Annotated in this window: 20 protein-coding genes; 10 read left to right on the top strand and 10 right to left on the bottom strand. The window is 59.1% G+C overall.

The features are described 5' to 3' along the window. Positions 1-22: 22 nt before the first annotated feature. Positions 23-499, top strand: coding sequence for a hypothetical protein (locus tag AC2FIR_RS02505; RefSeq protein WP_496761879.1), 477 nt, complete (start codon positions 23-25; stop codon positions 497-499). A gap of 23 nt (positions 500-522) precedes the next feature. Then, on the top strand, positions 523-897 hold the full coding sequence (locus tag AC2FIR_RS02500; RefSeq protein WP_496745173.1) for a hypothetical protein: 375 nt from the start codon (positions 523-525) through the stop codon (positions 895-897). 154 nt (positions 898-1,051) lie between these two features. Here AC2FIR_RS02500 and AC2FIR_RS02495 read toward each other — a convergent pair whose 3' ends face one another. Together AC2FIR_RS02495 and AC2FIR_RS02490 are read right to left on the bottom strand one after the other, a co-directional pair. Further along, positions 1,052-1,651, bottom strand: a complete 600-nt coding sequence (locus AC2FIR_RS02495; protein WP_496745175.1) for an REP-associated tyrosine transposase — start codon at positions 1,649-1,651, stop codon at positions 1,052-1,054. A 190-nt stretch (positions 1,652-1,841) separates the two neighbouring features. Beyond that, a complete protein-coding gene (locus AC2FIR_RS02490) occupies positions 1,842-2,231 on the bottom strand; it encodes a hypothetical protein (protein ID WP_496761877.1) in 390 nt (129 codons plus the stop codon). Positions 2,232-2,799: 568 nt separating this feature from the next. On the opposite strand from AC2FIR_RS02490, the gene AC2FIR_RS02485 reads away from it, so the two are divergent. Together AC2FIR_RS02485 and AC2FIR_RS02480 are read left to right on the top strand one after the other, a co-directional pair. Further along, the gene (locus AC2FIR_RS02485; RefSeq protein WP_170378838.1) at positions 2,800-3,006 is read left to right on the top strand and encodes a cold-shock protein; all 207 of its coding nucleotides are present in this window, start codon (positions 2,800-2,802) and stop codon (positions 3,004-3,006) included. Between the two features lie 167 nt (positions 3,007-3,173). Next, positions 3,174-3,734 (top strand): L,D-transpeptidase, encoded by a 561-nt coding sequence (locus AC2FIR_RS02480; RefSeq protein ID WP_170679301.1) that lies wholly within the window; start codon positions 3,174-3,176, stop codon positions 3,732-3,734. A gap of 5 nt (positions 3,735-3,739) precedes the next feature. On the opposite strand, the gene AC2FIR_RS02475 is transcribed toward AC2FIR_RS02480, so the two are convergent. Together AC2FIR_RS02475 and AC2FIR_RS02470 are read right to left on the bottom strand one after the other, a co-directional pair. Then, positions 3,740-4,354, bottom strand: a complete 615-nt coding sequence (locus AC2FIR_RS02475; RefSeq protein ID WP_496745179.1) for an SOS response-associated peptidase — start codon at positions 4,352-4,354, stop codon at positions 3,740-3,742. A 9-nt stretch (positions 4,355-4,363) separates the two neighbouring features. Continuing rightward, complete coding sequence (locus AC2FIR_RS02470) at positions 4,364-4,984, bottom strand: arylesterase (protein ID WP_496745222.1); 621 nt, start codon at positions 4,982-4,984, stop codon at positions 4,364-4,366. Positions 4,985-5,049: 65 nt separating this feature from the next. Here AC2FIR_RS02470 and AC2FIR_RS02465 point away from each other — a divergent pair, with 65 nt between their 5' ends. Continuing rightward, complete coding sequence (locus AC2FIR_RS02465) at positions 5,050-5,745, top strand: ABC transporter ATP-binding protein (protein WP_496745181.1); 696 nt, start codon at positions 5,050-5,052, stop codon at positions 5,743-5,745. Continuing rightward, positions 5,742-8,270, top strand: coding sequence for an ABC transporter permease (locus AC2FIR_RS02460; protein WP_496745183.1), 2,529 nt, complete (start codon positions 5,742-5,744; stop codon positions 8,268-8,270). Before AC2FIR_RS02465 ends, AC2FIR_RS02460 begins: the two co-directional genes overlap by 4 nt. A 3-nt stretch (positions 8,271-8,273) precedes the next feature. On the opposite strand, the gene AC2FIR_RS02455 is transcribed toward AC2FIR_RS02460, so the two are convergent. Beyond that, positions 8,274-8,720 (bottom strand): RrF2 family transcriptional regulator, encoded by a 447-nt coding sequence (locus tag AC2FIR_RS02455; protein ID WP_170614159.1) that lies wholly within the window; start codon positions 8,718-8,720, stop codon positions 8,274-8,276. A gap of 95 nt (positions 8,721-8,815) precedes the next feature. Between AC2FIR_RS02455 and AC2FIR_RS02450 the strand changes: the two genes are divergently transcribed. Then, complete coding sequence (locus AC2FIR_RS02450) at positions 8,816-9,385, top strand: gamma-glutamylcyclotransferase family protein (protein WP_480912706.1); 570 nt, start codon at positions 8,816-8,818, stop codon at positions 9,383-9,385. A gap of 81 nt (positions 9,386-9,466) precedes the next feature. Here the strand turns inward: AC2FIR_RS02450 and gltX are convergent, their stop codons facing one another. Then, entirely contained in the window at positions 9,467-10,792 is a 1,326-nt protein-coding gene (gltX, locus tag AC2FIR_RS02445) for a glutamate--tRNA ligase (protein ID WP_480912707.1), read from the bottom strand. 96 nt (positions 10,793-10,888) lie between these two features. Next, positions 10,889-11,323, bottom strand: a complete 435-nt coding sequence (locus tag AC2FIR_RS02440) for a DUF1801 domain-containing protein (protein WP_496745186.1) — start codon at positions 11,321-11,323, stop codon at positions 10,889-10,891. A gap of 116 nt (positions 11,324-11,439) precedes the next feature. On the opposite strand from AC2FIR_RS02440, the gene AC2FIR_RS02435 reads away from it, so the two are divergent. Next, on the top strand, positions 11,440-12,372 hold the full coding sequence (locus tag AC2FIR_RS02435) for an MBL fold metallo-hydrolase (RefSeq protein ID WP_496745188.1): 933 nt from the start codon (positions 11,440-11,442) through the stop codon (positions 12,370-12,372). A 491-nt stretch (positions 12,373-12,863) separates the two neighbouring features. Continuing rightward, a complete protein-coding gene (locus AC2FIR_RS02430) occupies positions 12,864-13,298 on the top strand; it encodes a hypothetical protein (protein WP_496745189.1) in 435 nt (144 codons plus the stop codon). 134 nt (positions 13,299-13,432) lie between these two features. Here the strand turns inward: AC2FIR_RS02430 and dapD are convergent, their stop codons facing one another. From dapD to AC2FIR_RS02415, 3 genes are all read right to left on the bottom strand, one after another. After that, a complete protein-coding gene (gene dapD, locus AC2FIR_RS02425; protein WP_496745191.1) occupies positions 13,433-14,260 on the bottom strand; it encodes a 2,3,4,5-tetrahydropyridine-2,6-dicarboxylate N-succinyltransferase in 828 nt (275 codons plus the stop codon). A gap of 151 nt (positions 14,261-14,411) precedes the next feature. Then, on the bottom strand, positions 14,412-15,011 hold the full coding sequence (locus tag AC2FIR_RS02420) for a GntR family transcriptional regulator (protein WP_170614153.1): 600 nt from the start codon (positions 15,009-15,011) through the stop codon (positions 14,412-14,414). A gap of 44 nt (positions 15,012-15,055) precedes the next feature. After that, positions 15,056-15,967, bottom strand: coding sequence for a threonine/serine dehydratase (locus AC2FIR_RS02415; RefSeq protein ID WP_480904258.1), 912 nt, complete (start codon positions 15,965-15,967; stop codon positions 15,056-15,058). A 79-nt stretch (positions 15,968-16,046) separates the two neighbouring features. Between AC2FIR_RS02415 and AC2FIR_RS02410 the strand changes: the two genes are divergently transcribed. Continuing rightward, entirely contained in the window at positions 16,047-16,889 is an 843-nt protein-coding gene (locus AC2FIR_RS02410; RefSeq protein WP_170614151.1) for an LOG family protein, read from the top strand. Positions 16,890-16,892: the final 3 nt, after the last annotated feature.

Below are 16,892 nucleotides of genomic sequence, written 5' to 3'. Positions count from 1 at the left end.
CTCTCTGCACAATAGAGGTGCCTTGAAGGGGATTTCCGAGAACGGGCACGTTCTCGGATTTGACCCTCTTGCATTGCCTACAATGAAGAAGGAGTTATTCAAAAAACTAGGTACACGACAGGCATCTGTTTTTGATGGATTTTGCAAAAGACATGATAACGACGTCTTTTATGAGATCGAGGATGGGTTCCAGTATATGACAGAGCGGGCGGCACTGCTGCTCTGCTATCGGGCAATATCACTTGAATGTTTTAAGAAAAGGAGATCATTGGCCTTCAATCAACAAGTTCTGAACTCGGACTTGGTTTCCTCAAAGGAAAACAAAGAGATATTTGCGGCTAACCTAGAAGGTATAGCGGCTGGCTACAAAGAATTTAAGTGGACCCATTTCCAACTACAAAGAGCAGTTCATACTGGAAATCTAAAGAATTTTACTTTTTTGCTGCAAAGTTTGACTCGACTTTGCCGTTCGCTGCCACGGGTGCATTTGCACCCATGAAGAGTGTAACAGGTGAAAATGTAATGACTGGCGAAAAACTGTCTTTTCAGTGGAGTCACGTAGGTCTGTTTGTGGGCATCATAGATGGAAGCAGCTATTTAGTAGTTGGTGGGTTTCAGGGAAACAAACAGCAAGACGTTCGAAAATTTATCCGTGATCTGTACGATATCGAAGCGAAAAGCTTAGCTAAATTCTCGTTCGCCATGTCACTGTCACATGTCGAGAATATTTTCTTTCGACCGTCATGGTATGATGATCTTAGTGAAAAAGACAAAGCTACGATTAAGTCAACAATGTACCCTTATTCTGGCGAAAGATATATTTTCGGGGATGACGAATTCGTATCGCTCGCTTCAATCAGTGCAGAATCGCTTAAGCAAACTCAGGATAGGAAATGACCCCATTAATCACTAAAAGCAGCAAGCAAGCGTAGGATGGGGTTTCACCCCATCACCCACTCAACGACCCTACCCGAACACCCACACGATCTGTTCCCGCGCACCAAACTTCTTCTAAACTCCAACCTCTCAAATGATGGGGTGAAACCCCATCCTACGGCTCACCGAACGTGCCATCGGTGACCACACCACTCCATTCCGGATCGACCCGACCTGCGCGAATATCGCGGTGTATCGACGAATACGGCCAATCGGCCGGCTGCTCCACCAACCCATGTTTGACCGGATTGCCCCAACAATACGCCATATGATTGCGGTAATCCCGTTCGTCCCGGATGCAATGTTCCCAAAACCGGCGTTGCCATACAGGCGCTTCGCGTTTATCGGCCCGTAGGCCGGGCTTCAGCCCGGCATACCTGCCGGATGTCACTACAGGCAATTCCCTGGGCACGAGTGCCGGGCTGAAGCCCGGCCTACAACTTGCCTTATTCACACGCATGGTAAACCGTGCCTTGATCGCGCCCCACCGCGTCGAATAATCCGCATCCCCAGGTGGCAGGGTCCATACTGCATGCAAATGATCCGGCAACACAACAAACGCATCGCACCAGAATGGCCGCTCCCTCTGCGTCATCGCAAAGGCCGCCCGCAGATGCGCCACTTCGCGCGTCAAAAGGTCCGACGATCGATCGGCCAAAGAAACGGTGAAGAAATAACTGGCGCCGGGAATGCGGACACGCCGATAGTTGGACATGCATCCGGTTTACGGCAGCTATGACTACCAACTCGTAAAGGGGTGGACTGAAACGGTAAGGGACCGGAAGGACGGGCGGTTCCACCCATCCAGCGACTGGTTGCATACGCGATGGCGAGACGCCAAAGCACCGCGCCATCGGATTACATAATTCACTTTCGAAATACCAAGGGGTCGTTCGTTGCCGCGCCTACCCGGACCGGCTGCCACCAATCCGTCTGAATCCGAACAATCCCGCCAAAGCACCGATCAGCAACAACCCAGTGGCCGGAATTGGGACGGCAGAGACATTCACTTCTGTCACGGTACCTTCCGACCCGGGCTCTTCGCACCACAATTCACAGAAATCGGGCTCTGTAACTTCCGTCAATTCCTCATCCTGTTCGATGGGATCCTGTTCGATTGGGTTCTGCTCCTGCTCCAACTCCAGCTCTTCAAGATGCCGAATTTCTTCGAGGTGGCGATCAGAGGTTGCTGCCGACTGGATGATTCGGAACATGTCCCATTCCATATCCTCACGGGATTTTTCGCTCGAATACGTGGACAACCGGTTGGTTTCCCGTTCGATACCATCAGGCAACGGGCTTTCCCAATCAACTGTAACAGTCAATGCATCGGTAGAACCAGCCCAGCAAAGGACCGCAAATGTACAAACAAGTCTCATATCCGCCCCCACGGTTATGTGCGTTACTATAGCACCAAAAGCCTGCTTTTCAAAACATCGTAATATCTGAATAAAATCCGAGGGTTGTGGGCAACCCCACTTCTCTACCCTATAGTTTTTCGGGTGCTCTGCGACTCGGGACTCAACTGACGATTGCTCGGGCAGGGCCCATGGTGGTAGGCGCTTCTGTCAATTCTGCTCAGGTTGTTGAAATCGCGGTCCCCGTATCAGGTTCGACATGCGCGGGATTCGGGCCGAACCCTTCGGCGGGAAACCGTTCAAAACGCGCTGCAGGCCCTTAAACCGTTGTACAAAGCACACAAACTCCCTTGTCACACGCCCTGCGCGGTGCCATATCCCGGTTGCTTACGTTTTTCTATTTCGACCTACTGTCTCCGTTTCCGGCGCTCAGTCTATCGATCCAGACCGACGACGCCAGGCTGCCGCAACCCCGTGGGCAGCATCAAAACAGGAGACAACGGGCATGCCAGCAGGCACCGTAAAATGGTTCAACACCACCAAAGGCTACGGCTTTATCGCACCCGAAGATGGCGGCAAAGACATCTTCGTACACATCTCGGCCGTGGAACGTTCCGGCCTGACCGGTCTGGCCGACAACCAGAAAGTCACGTACGAGCTGCGCTCGGGTCGTGACGGCCGCGAAAGCGCGGACAATATCGAACTGGCCTGACCAGTTAAAAAGGGCGGAGAATCTCTCCGCCCTTTTTCTTGCCGCGCCCTTGAACTGTGGCGCGCAAAATACATCACAATCCCTTTATCAGTGCGCAGCGATTGACCGGATCGTGTATCCTTCCGAGACTGAATTCATGTTTTTCATGAAGGATAGGTGAGCCCACCATGTTCACGCGCCGTGTATTTCTTGCATCGACAGCAGCAGCCAGCCTCACACCGGGAATGAGCCTGGCCAAGAAGAAAGCCGTCGAATACGACCCCACGCCGCAGGTGGTCCGGATCAAGAAACAGTTTCAGCCTGGTCAGTTGCTGGTCGTGCCACGCTCGTTCTATCTGTATTTCGTGACCGAGCCGCGCAAGGCGATCCGCTATGGCTGCGGGGTCGGCAAAGCCGGATTGGAATTCACCGGCACCGCGACAATCGACGTGAAGAAGGAATGGCCGACGTGGCGGCCAACGGACGAAATGATCGAGCGGGAACCGGTGACTTACGCCAAGTTCAAGGACAACGATTATGTCCAGCCCGGCGGAGGAGACAATCCACTGGGGGCCCGGGCGCTCTATCTGTTCCAAAACGGCGTCGACACCTATTTCCGCATTCACGGTACAACACAGCCGCAGACCATTGGACGGGCGGTGTCAAACGGCTGCATCCGAATGCTGAACGAGCATGTGATCGACCTTTACCAGCGCGTACCATTGGGCACGGTGGTCAGTGTGGTTTAATCCGATCACGGCGCTGACCAATCCACATTATCAGCCTGCTCGATCCTTAACCGCCCTTCTGGCCACGGGCGAGCAAGGCTTTGCGCTTCAGCCTCGGTTCCGGTCAGCCATCCCGGCACATCGGACGGATTCAGCAAAACCCCCATGCGATGATGAATCGGCCGGACATCCGCGTTCGGTTCGCAGGTCACTGCGGCAACCTGATTGACACATAGTCCGCCGGGGGCCTGCCAGGTGTCCGTAATCGCCGCAAATATCAGCGGCGCACCGTCAACCGACGAAATGCGCCACGCTGTCTTGCGCCGTTTCTCTCCGGTCCATTCGTACCAGCCGTCGACAGGAATCACCGCCCTGCCCACACCCTGAAACGCCGTCTTGTCAAACACCGTTTCGGATCTTGCGTTGATGATCGTCTCCATCACCGGGCGGCCCCGCGCGTTGACCCGCCCCACCGGGATCATGCCCCAGCGCATCGGCGCCAGCCCCGCGCTTGTCAGGGTCATCACCTCCTGCCCCGGCTGAATGTTATGACGCGGCGGCTGAGCGGCCACCTCAGCGGGCACACCCAGAAACCGGGCAATCTCGGAAATGGGCCGCGTCAGAAAAAACCGCCCCGGCATGATGCGCTCCTATCGGTTTGCGTTCCCGACCAGCTTAAGAACATCTGGCCCAAGCGCCTCGATAATCAGGGCCACGCCCTGTGCATTGGGATGAATGCCGTCAGCCTGCATGAACCCAAGCGCGGCAGTCGGATCGCCACCGGCATCAAGGCCGGCGAAAAAGCTTTCTGCATAAAGCGCTCCGTGTTTCTGCGCCAATTCAGGATAGATGGCGTCAAAGGCCTGTTTGTAGTCAGGGCCAAAGTTTCCCGGCGCTTCCATCCCGATCAGCAAGACCTCGACATTGGCCGCTTTGGCTGTCTGCAGGATGGTATCGAGGTTCTCACGCGACACCGCAGGATCAACACCGCGCAACAGATCATTGGCCCCGAGGGCAACGATTACGCCATCGACTTCCGGTGTCAGCGTCCATTCGATACGCGCCGCGCCACCGGCTGTTGTGTCCCCCGACACACCTGCGTTGATCAGCGTCACCTCGGCGCCGCGATCTTCAAGCCAGCGGCCGAGCTGAGGGACAAATCCCTCCTGCTCGGGCAAGCCATAGCCATGCGTCAGAGAATCCCCTACCGCCGCGATGACCACCGGTTCGGCTGTGGCCGCAAAGCCGCAAAAGACAAACAGGCCCGACATCAAGGTCTTGCGCAAGGTCCCAACCGCTCCATATCCCAAATGACCGCTCCTTTTCGGAAAGACTGATGACGTCACCAGTTCTTACGCTCCAAGATGCCTCATTGTCGCTGGATGGCAATGCCGGTCGGGTGAATATCCTGCATGGTATCAACCTGACTGTGCGGCAGGGTGAAACGATAGGCCTGGTCGGACCGTCCGGGTCAGGCAAATCCTCACTTCTGATGCTGATGGGTGGGCTTGAACAGGCGACCTGTGGGACCGTCTCGGCGCTTGGGCGCGATCTGACAGGGCTGGACGAAGACACTTTGGCGCGTTTCAGGCGCGACTACATGGGTGTTGTGTTTCAGAACTTTCACCTGATCCCGACAATGACCGCGCTTGAAAACGTCGCCACGCCACTGGAACTGGCTGGTCACAAGGATGCGTTCACCCGCGCCGAGGCCGAGCTTGAAGCCGTTGGACTGTCGCACCGGCGCAATCACTACCCGGCGCAGTTGTCGGGCGGGGAACAGCAGCGCGTTGCCCTTGCCCGCGCATCGGCCCCCCGGCCGCAGATCCTGCTGGCGGATGAACCGACCGGCAATCTGGACGAAAGCAATGGCGCCGCCATTGTCGAGCTGTTGTTTGGGTTGCGGGACAAACACGGTGCCACCCTTGTTCTGGTAACGCACAGCCACGCACTGGCCCGGAAATGCGACCGAGTCGTGCGCTTGCGGGATGGCCGCATTGCCGGGGATGCCCAACAGGAGGCCGCTGAATGAGCCTGCGGCTGGCCGGACGGTTGGCGCGCCGTGAACTGCGCGGCGGATTGCAGGGATTTCGCGTGTTTCTGGCCTGCCTTGCGCTGGGTGTCGCCGCGATCGCCGCAGTGGGTTCAGTCCGGCATGCGATTCAGGCTGGCTTGGCCCAAGAGGGCGCCGCCCTTTTGGGTGGGGACGCGCAGCTGGAATTCACCTACCGCTATGCCAGCGACGAAGAACGCAGCTGGATGAACGCGTCAGCCCGGCAGGTATCCGAAATCGTCGACTTCCGGTCCATGGCTGTCACGCAACACGATGACGGTCCGGATCGCGCATTGACACAGGTGAAGGCGGTCGATGACGCCTACCCATTGCTTGGCTCTGTCACGCTGGAGCCCGCGATGCCCCTGCCAGTTGCGTTGAACGGTCAGGACGATCTGCCCGGAGCGGTGATGGACCCCGCCCTGATGGATCGGCTGAACCTAGAGGCAGGGGACACCGTCACGCTCGGGACGCAGGAGTTTGTCGTAATGGCCGCGCTGATGTTCGAGCCGGACGGGGCCGCTGACGGATTCGGATTGGGGCCGCGTACCTTGGTGCGCACTCAAGACCTGAGCAAATCGGGTTTGCTGGAACCCGGCACGCTGTTCTCCACGAAATACCGGCTGGACCTGCCGCCCGCCGCAGATCTTGCCACCCTGTCGACCGAAGCAAAAGAAGCCTTTGACGGCACCGGCATGCGCTGGACAGATGCTCGCAACGGTGCCCCTGGCATCGCTGAGTTCGTCGCAAGGCTCAGCGCCTTTCTGGTGCTTGTAGGTCTGTCGGGTCTGGCCGTAGGCGGCATCGGCATCTCGGCAGCGGTGCGGGCGTACCTGTCACAAAAGACGGAAACGGTTGCCACATTGCGCACCCTTGGTGCCGACCGTGCCACGATTTTTCAGACATACATGATCCAGATCGGCATTTTGTCTGTCATCGGCATCGCGCTGGGCCTAGCCCTGGGCGGCGCGGCCCCCCTGATGCTTTCACCGCTGATCGAAAGCCGGTTGCCGGTTCCAGCTGTATTTTCGATCTATCCCCAGCCATTGGCCGAGGCAGCCCTCTACGGCGTTCTGACGGCGTTCCTGTTCACTCTCTGGCCGCTGGCCAGAACCGAAGAGGTCCGCGCCGCAACCCTGTTTCGCGATGCCCTGACATCGGCGCGGTTTTTTCCCCGTCCCGCTTACGTGATCGCCACCGCAGTGGGCCTTGCCCTCCTGATCTCTTTTGCCGCATGGTTCAGCGGCTCCGCCCGCCTGACCTTGTGGACCAGCGGCGGTTTGGCCGGAGCGATGGCTTTGCTGGCCGCAACCGCGTGGATCATTCGCCGAGTTGCGCGTGCAGGGGCTTCGGCAACACGCGGGCGGCCCGCCTTGCGCTGGGCCCTGTCGGCCATCTCTGACCCGCGCGAAGGTGCTGGTCCCGTCGTGCTGTCGCTTGGGTTGGGGCTGTCGGTGCTGGCGGCCGTCGGGCAGATTGACGGAACATTGCGCAACGCAATCTCGGGCAATTTGCCGGACGTGGCGCCGTCATACTTCTTTGTCGACATCCAGAAAGACCAGATGCCCGGGTTCATGGAACGGCTGGAAACCGACCCGGCGGTCAGCCGCATCGAAAGTGCGCCAATGCTGCGCGGAATCATAACCGGGATCAACGGACAGCCTGCACGCGAGGTGGCTGGCGATCACTGGGTGCTGGACGGAGACCGGGGGATCACCTATTCCGAACGTCCCCCCAAGAACGCGCGCATCACCAAAGGGGAATGGTGGTCAGATGACTATTCCGGCGCGCCGCAGGTCAGTTTTGCCGCGGAAGAAGCTGCTGAGATGGGTCTCAAGCTGGGCGATGAGTTGACGGTTAACATTCTCGGCCGGGACATCACGGCCCGGCTGACCTCTCTGCGTGAGGTTGACTTCTCAACCGCCGGAATGGGGTTTGTCATGTCCATGAACCCCGGCGCGCTGGCCGGGGCACCGCACAGTTTCATCGCAACGGTCTATGCCGAAGAACAGGCCGAGGCCGCCATACTACGCGATCTCGCAGGGCAATTTCCCAACATCACCGCAATCCGTGTGAGGGACGCGATCGACCGGGTTTCCGGCCTGCTAGCCGGGTTGGCATCCGCCACGTCTTACGGGGCCGGGGTATCTTTGCTGACCGGGTTTCTCGTGCTGATCGGCGCGGCCGCCGCCGGAGAGCCCGCGCGCCGCTACGAGGCCGCGATCCTGAAAACGCTCGGGGCTGGCCGCCGCCGCATTCTTCTCAGCTTTGCATTGCGCGCCGTACTTCTTGGCACGGCAGCCGGAGGCGTGGCCCTGCTGGCCGGCATCACCGGCGGTTGGGCCGTGGCAACGTTCATTTTTGACACCGGCTTCACGATCATCTGGCCATCCGCGCTTGCCATCGTTCTGGCCGGAATCGCCGTGACCACAGGAGCCGGCCTGGTCTTTGCCCTGCGCCCTCTGGCTGTCAGACCGGCGCGCATCCTGCGCGCCGCCGGTTAGGTCTCAGCGAACACAGGCCACCGGCTGCAAAATCTGCAACAAGCGATCATTATCACAGACCAGCGCGTCCAGTGTGATTTCATCCAGCGACGCATAAAACACTTCGGCTGCATCGCGCAGGGCCAACCGCAATCGACAGGCATCGGTCAGCGGGCACGTGTTGTCCGCATCGGCAAAGCACTCCGTAATCGGCAGATTGCCTTCCACATGGCGAAACACCGATCCGATCCGGATCTGTTCCGCCGGACGGGCCAGCATCATGCCGCCGTTGCGCCCGCGTTGCGTGTTCAGATAGTTCAGCTGGCTGAGCTGGTTGATCACCTGCGCCAGATGGTTTTCCGAGATGTTGCACACTTCGGCAATCTCGGCCTTTGTCACCAGCCGATCCTGATGCGCCGCGCAATACATCAGCAGGCGCACTGCAATATTCGTCCGTTTGGTAATCCGCATCACAGGCCTCCCAAATATCAAGATGCAGTCTTATTGCATGTTCCGCAAAAAAGCGGTTTGACATACATCAATCGAGATCCAGGACGGCACAGCGCATGAAAGACCCGTATTTCTTCGGTTATGGCAGCCTGGTCAATCTGGCCACCCATGACTTTCCCGATCCGCATCCGGCCCGGCTGAAGGGCTGGCGGCGCGCATGGCGACATACCGACCTGCGCGAAGTGGCGTTTCTGACAGCCGTACCTGACCCCGATGCCGAAATCGAAGGCATGATCGCGCATGTTCCAAAGAACGACTGGGCAGCGCTGGATCAGCGCGAATGGGCCTACGATCGCGTGACTGCGACGCAATCAGTGACCCACCCCCTGGCGCATGAAGTTGAAATCGCCGTCTATGCCGTTCCGCAGGATCGGCACAATGCGCCAAGCAACAAACATCCGCTGCTGCTCAGCTATATCGACGTGGTGGTGCAGGGTTATCTGCGCGCTTTCGGTCTGGACGGAGCAGATCGTTTCTTCGCCACCACGGACGGGTGGGACGCCCCGATCCTGAATGACCGCTCCGAACCCCGCTATCCGCGCCATCAACAGCTCCGCCCCGACGAAACAGACTTCGTCGACGACCGCCTGCGCAGTATCTCGGCAAACATCGTTCAAAACGCATAAAAAAGGGGCCGGATTCAACCAGCCCTCTTCATCTTTTTCAAAATACTCTCGCCGAAGGCACGCGCCGCAAGGCGCGTTTCATCACCCCCGCGCGCGGATCACCTGCAACAGGGGCAACAGGGCCGCCATCTCGGGCCCGCGTTCCATCCCCGTCAGCGCCTTGCGCAACGGCATGAACAGACCTTTGCCCTTGCGGCCGGTCGCTTCTTTCACGGCGCTGGTCCATTTACCCCAGGTTTCGCCGTCAAACGGGCCCTCCGGCAGCAGCGCCATCGCCTCAACGATGAACGCGCGATCCTCATCGGCGATCAGTGGTTCCGCGCCTACGCGGCACAGCTCCCACCAGGCTTTCAAATCGCCCAGCGTGGTGATGTTCTCGCGCGCCATGGCCCAGAACGGCTCGGCCAGATCTGCCGGAACACCGGCATCGGCAACAGCATCAGCCACATCGGCAAGCGGCAGTGATTGCAAATACTTCGCGGTCAGCGGGAACAGGTCCTGCACGTCAAACTTGGTGGGCGCGGCACCAAAGCGGCTTACGTCGAACCCGTCAATCAATTCGGCCATATCCGCGCGCAGTTCGACCGGGTCGGACGATCCCAGACGTGCCATCAGGCTCAGCAAGGCCATCGGCTGCACGCCCTGTTCACGCAGATCCCGCAGCGCCAACGTGCCCAGACGTTTTGACAGCGCCTCGCCCTGCGGACCGGTCAGCAAAGAATGGTGGGCAAAGCGCGGGCAGGTGCCGCCCAGTGCCCTGATGATCTGAATCTGGGTCGCCGTGTTGGTTACATGGTCCGAGCCGCGGACCACGTCGGTCACGCCCATCTCAGTGTCATCCACAACGGAAGCGATCGTATAAAGAACCTGACCGTCACCACGGATCAGCACCGGATCGGAAACCGAGGCTGCATCGATCGAGATGTCGCCCAGAATACCGTCGGTCCACTCGATCCGCTCGTGATCCAGCTTGAAGCGCCAGACCCCGTTGCCACGTTCGGCGCGCAGCGCGTCTTTCTCGGCCTCGCTGAGGTTCAGCGCGGCGCGGTCATAGACCGGCGGTTTGCCCATGTTCAGTTGCTTCTTACGCTTCAGGTCCAGTTCGGTCGGCGTCTCGAAAGCCTCGTAGAACCGCCCCATCTCGCGCAGCTTGTCGGCGGCCTCGGCATAACGGTCCAGACGCTCGGACTGACGTTCGACCCGATCCCAGTGCAGGCCCAGCCATTCAAGGTCCTGCTTGATGGCATCGACATATTCTTCCTTCGACCGCTCAGGATCGGTGTCGTCGATGCGCAGGATGAACGTACCCCCGTTTTTGCGGGCAATCAGATAGTTCATCAGGGCAGTGCGCAGGTTGCCCACGTGTATGTAACCGGTGGGCGACGGGGCGAAGCGGGTGGTGGTCATGGATATCTCCTGTTGGCGCGGCTCTTGTCACATGAGGGGCGTTTTGTCCAGCAAGCGAATGAGGCCCCGGGCAGGATTGCGCGCGCCAGGAAAGGCTCAGGTCGGCTCGACTTGCCAATGCCGGCCCAGATCTTCAAGCCCCGCGACGATCAGCTCGGACAGAACCGAAGGATCGATATCCGCCAGCTTGTTCACGTAAAGACAGGATTTCCCAAGTTTGTGTTTTCCCAGCCGGGACAGGATGTCATCAAAATCCGCATAGCCGGGCATGATGTAGATGGAATGCGCCGCCTTGCGCGGGGAAAACCCGGTTGCCAGAAAGTCTCCTTCGCGCCCGGATTTGTAGCGATAATGATAGCGGCCATACCCGATGATCGACGGTCCCCACATCACCGGTTCAAATCCGGTTGCTTCGCGAAACAACGCATCCAGCACACGCGCCTCGTCTGCCTTTCGCGTTGGCAGGACGGATGACAAAAACCCGTCGACGGCCTGCCCTGTCGGCTGCGTTTTGTTTTCGGATCGGGACATGAGCAAAAATTAACACGTAATGTTTATCCATGCAGCCCATGTCAGGCGGGTAAAATATGGCAAACGATCCACAGCGGGCTAGTTCCCGGGCTGGTGTCCTGACAGGGAGAAACATAATGACCATCAATTTGACAAGAAGAGCAGCGCTCGGCGCTGCCGCAGCATTGCCATTTGCATCGGCTGCAGCGCCGGTTCTGGCCAATGATGCTGAAACCGGCGCAAACCCGACGACCGCCAGATCGTTCGCGCTTGGTGATTTCACTGTTACAACATTGCTGGATGGCAGTCTGCCGCGCGACGGCGCCAAGGAAATATTCGGCGGCGGTGCATCGGACGAGGAATTCGCGAGGGTTTCCGCCGAGAACTTTATTCCAGACGACATGGCCCAGTTCTTCTTCACGCCAACGCTGGTCAATACCGGGTCCGAAATGGTGCTGTTCGACACAGGCCTCGGAAAAGGCGGTATTCAGGCGGCACTGGCCGATGCCGGTGTGACACCTGATCAGATCGACGTGGTGGTCATCACCCACATGCACCCTGATCACATCGGCGGCATGACAACCAATGACGCACCGACCTTTCCGAATGCACGCTATGTGACTGCTTCGAACGAATACGATTTCTGGGCCGGGCAGGAGGCAGGAAACCGGGTCGGCGATCTGGTTGCGGCCAAGGTGACGCCACTGGCGGACAAGATGACCTTTATCGAAGACGGCGGCGATGTTGCGTCCGGCATCACGGCCATGTCTGCCTTTGGCCACACGCCCGGCCATACGGTCTATCACCTGGAAAGCAACGGCCGGCGTCTGATCCTGACGGCAGATCTGGCGAACCATTATGTCTGGTCATTCGCCCATCCGGAATGGGAAGTCCGGTTTGACATGGACAAGGCTGCAGCCACCGCAGCACGACGCAACGTGCTTGGGCTTCTGGCCGCCGACAAGGTGCCGATGATCGGATATCACATGCCATTTCCCGCAGCGGGATATGTCGAAACCCGTGGTGAAGGGTTCCGGTTTGTCCCCGTCAGTTATCAGATGATGGGCTGACCCCAAAGACACAGGATTTCATAGCGGACCCGGCCCGCCCTTGAACTAGGGCGGGTTTTTTGCGCGTGTATTTCCACCTGTCGCAACCTGCGGCGGCCTTGCCAGCAAAAGTTCAGATCGCGCAAAAGCCGCACGACCGGAGGCCTGTTCGACTGGACCATCGCAGGCCAACGAGCCACAGCGCTACACCTCATCGAGCGTCACTAGTTCTGTCTGTGCGACATTGTCCGGCCAGTCAGAAAGCTTGAAACCGTCCTTGGTACTCTGGGGCAGTTCACCGGCAGGGCGAATCGAATCCACACCTGAAAAGTGTCGCGCTCAGCGGTGAGTCTCTACTTGGTTGTATTGAGCATCAAACTGCCAACCTCCCGCGCTGAGTCACACGGGTAATGGCCTATCAGAATGAGACAAGGTCAAGCCGTTACGAAGCCAGCACCCCCGTCCCTAGAATGACGGCACTGCATCCGTAATTTCATCAAAAGGGGAATCAAATGAGCATTTTGTCCAAACTGCTGACTACCACTGCAAGTGTTCTCGTATTGTCAATGACCCCAGCGGCGGCTGTTTTGACCGGCTTTGTCGCAACCTCCGCTTATGCCCAGGAAGGCGAAGGCGAGACTGAGGGTGGTGGTGAAACCGAGGGCGGTGGCGAGACCGAGGGCGGTGGCGAGACCGAGGGCGGTGGCGAGACCGAAGGCGGTGGCGAGACCGAAGGCGGTGGTGAAACCGAAGGCGGTGGTGAAACCGAAGGCGGTGGTGAAACCGAAGGCGGTGGCGAGACCGAAGGCGGTGGTGAAACCGATGGCAACTCGGGCGGTGATGAAGGCGGCAGCGAGACCGAAGACGATGGAGACACCGAAGGCAATTCGGGAGATGACGAAGGGTCCACCGAGAATGACGTAGAACGGCCGGGCGAAGATCGCTAACCAAACACGGTTGGTATTACCCGAAAAGCCGATTGATCAGAGCTTTGAAAGCTCAGGATCAAAATCCTTCGGGAAAGTTCAATAAAAAAGGCCGGTGCTGTCCCGCACCGGCCTTTCAACTCTGTACGATATCTTCAGTCGCGCAGCAGCTCGTTGATGCTGGTTTTCGAACGGGTTCTTTCGTCCACACGCTTCACGATTACGGCGCAATAGAGGCTGATATTGTTCTTCGACGGCATCGAACCCGCAACGACCACCGAATAGGGCGGAACCTCGCCATACATGACCTCACCGGTTTCGCGATCCACGATCTTTGTGGATTTACCGATGAATACCCCCATCCCCAGAACCGAACCTTCGCGGACGATGCAGCCTTCGACCACTTCCGAGCGGGCACCAATAAAGCAGTTGTCTTCGATGATGGTCGGACCGGCCTGCATGGGTTCAAGCACGCCGCCGATTCCGACGCCACCTGACAGGTGCACATTCTTGCCGATCTGCGCGCAGGATCCGACGGTGGCCCAGGTGTCGACCATGGTACCTTCGTCAACATAGGCGCCAAGGTTCACAAAGGACGGCATCAGAACCGCACCCGGTGCGATATAGGCTGACTTGCGGACAACACAGTTGGGCACGGCGCGGAACCCGGCGGCGCGCCACTGGCTCTCACCCCAACCGGCAAACTTGCTGTCGACCTTGTCCCACCAGCCACCGGCTTGTGGTCCGCCAACGTGGATTTCCATATCTTTGATGCGAAAGCCCAGCAGCACTGCCTTTTTGGCCCACTGGTTCACGTGCCAATCGCCATTTTCCAGCTTCTCGGCAACGCGCAGCGATCCGCTGTCCAGCGCGTTCAGTGTTTCCTCAATCGCCTCTCTCTGCTCGCCGGTGCTGGCGGGCGAGATCGTGTCGCGAACCTCCCAGGCGGCTTCGATTGCGGCTTCCAGTTGCGCATTGGACATGAGATCACTCCCTGCTGAATCTGTTCACGTTGTTTTTGCCTATAAGCAAGCCACACACAGGGCGCAATGCGGCGTAGGCGGGCGGTTTTGCGTCACTGGTGGGACAAAGACCATCGCCCGGGTGGTTATCCGTAGCCTTTCGCGGCTTTTGTCAGCTAGCCCGGCGTATGTGCCGAACCAGTATCGAGACAGCGGCGGCTGCGTCCCTGCCTTTCATCGCGCGCACGATGGCGGCGTGATCAGTGTCTGCGCGTTGCTTCCACCGGGGACGCCAATAGGCAAACAGATGGCGCGCGCTGGCGATATGCAGATCGTCAATCGTGTGAAGCAGGCGCGGCAATCCGCAGGGCGTCAGGATGGCCCGGTGAAAAGCACGGTTTCCCGCTTCCCACTCCGGCATGGTCCGGGCGGCGTCGCAGGCCAGCCGTGCTTCGTCAATCTTACGCAAGGCGGCTGGCGTCAGGTTCTGAACCGCGTGCTGCATCGCCAGCGATTCCAGCGCCACGCGCATTTCGATGACTTCGCGCACTTCGGATGGGTCCAGCGCGGTGACCCGCATCCCGCGCCGCGGCTCGCTTTTGGCCAGCCCATGCGCCTCCAGCCTCAGCAGAGCTTCGCGCACCGGAACATGGCTGGTCTCGAATGCGCGGGCGATATGGTCCTGACGCAGTTTTTCACCGGCGATCAGGTCGCCGGTGACGATTTGCTGGCTGAGTTTCTGATAGATCGTATCGGCAATGGTCGCGGTCATAGATTGTAGATAAAAATGAAGCCCGCCTTCCACAAGCAGATAATTCAGCCCGCGAACGGGTCCGGGGCAATATTGCCGCCGCAAATCAGAACGGCCACATTCTCGCCCGGTTCCGGCCGATAGGCACCCGACATCAAGGCCGCCAAAGCCGTTGCCCCTGCCGGTTCCACCAGAAGCCTATGGGCCTGCCACAATGCGCGCTGCGCCTTGGTGATGGCCGCATCCGGGACCAGAACCGATGATATGCCGCGTGCCAGATCGAAACAGATCGATCCGATCCGCCTCGCGCCCAATGCGTTTGCCGCAACCCCTGATACGGACACATCCACCGGTTCCCCGGCCTGCAACGCGGCGTGCAGCGCGCAGGAAGTTTCCGGTTCGACCGCCACAACTTTGCGCGCACCCTGAAACCAGGCCAAAGCCCCGGCAATCAGACCGCCGCCACCGACCGCGACAAGAACGGTATCCGCCTGCAAGCCCTGCGCCTCCCACTCGGCGAAACAGGTGCCCTGCCCGGCCACCGTCGCCGGTGCGTCGTAAGCATGGATCTGCATTGCCCCGGTTTCTTCTTCATGAGAACGGGCCTGGGTCAGCGCATTGGCGTATTCGCCGGGAACAACGCTCAGGTCGGCGCCGGTCTGCTCGATCAGCGCAATTTTGGACGGCCCCGCCAGTTCCGGCACAAAAATCTTGGCCGGGTGGCCCAGCGACTGCGCCGCATAGGCCGCCGCCGCACCGTGGTTGCCGCCTGATGCCGCAACAACGCCCGCCTCGGGCACATCCAGGCTGAGCAGCGTGTTGAAGGCCCCGCGTGCCTTGAAACTGCCGGTGTGCTGCAAATGCTCCAGCTTCATTTCAACCGGAAACCCCGGAATGCGGCTTTCCATCACCGGCGTGACCTGTGCATAGCCGGCAATGCGATCCCGCGCCGCCGATATTTCACTCTTCCAGTTCATTCTTGTCTTTCCGTGGCTGGCACTCTGTCCGCGAACCCTATAGCTGTTTGAAAAACACGCAAGCAGGGATCGTTCACCCATGAGAGAAGACCGACTCAGCCCCTTCCGCGACGCGCAGACCGACCGGTCGACCGCAAGCGAGGTGCCGGACACGCCACAGACACGGTCGCCCGCCTATCGTCTGGCCTTTGCCGACGAGGACTTCATGTGCCGGGAAGAACTGCGACCGGTGCGCCTGCAACTGGAATTGCTGAAACCCGAGATGATCATGACCGAGCGCGAGATCACCTCGACCATCGTGATGTTCGGAGGGGCCCGCATTCCCGAACCGTCACAAAAGCACACCGCCCGGACCGAAACGCTGGCCGGTCTGTCGCAGTATTACGACGAAGCGCGGGAATTTGCCCGGCTGATGACCCTGAAGTCGAAGGAAACCGGCTGCCGTGAAAACGTGATCGTCACCGGCGGCGGTCCCGGCGTGATGGAGGCCGGAAACCGCGGTGCACAGGATGCCGAAGGTTACTCGATCGGTCTGAACATCGTGCTGCCGCACGAACAGGCACCAAACCTTTACGTGACACCGGACCTGAGCTTCAATTTCCACTATTTCGCGATCCGCAAGATGCATTTCCTGATGCGCGCCCGCGCCATCACCATCTTCCCCGGCGGCTTCGGCACGATGGATGAACTGTTCGAGTCGCTGACCCTGATCCAGACCGGTCGTATGGAACGCGTCCCCTTCTTGCTGTTTGGCCGCGCATTCTGGGAAAAGGTCATCAACTGGGAAGCTTTGGCGGACGCTGGCACCATTTCGGACGAAGACCTGGACCTTTTCCGTTTCGTCGACACGGCACAAGAGGCGGTCGGGATCATCGAAAACTGGGAACCCGCCCCGCCCCGCGACGAAATCCCGGGGCGCTGACGG

The organism is Ruegeria sp. CDSB136 (assembly GCF_059610965.1).
Note: the sequence above shows the minus strand (reverse complement) of the source record. Positions and strands in the feature narration are given on the sequence as shown.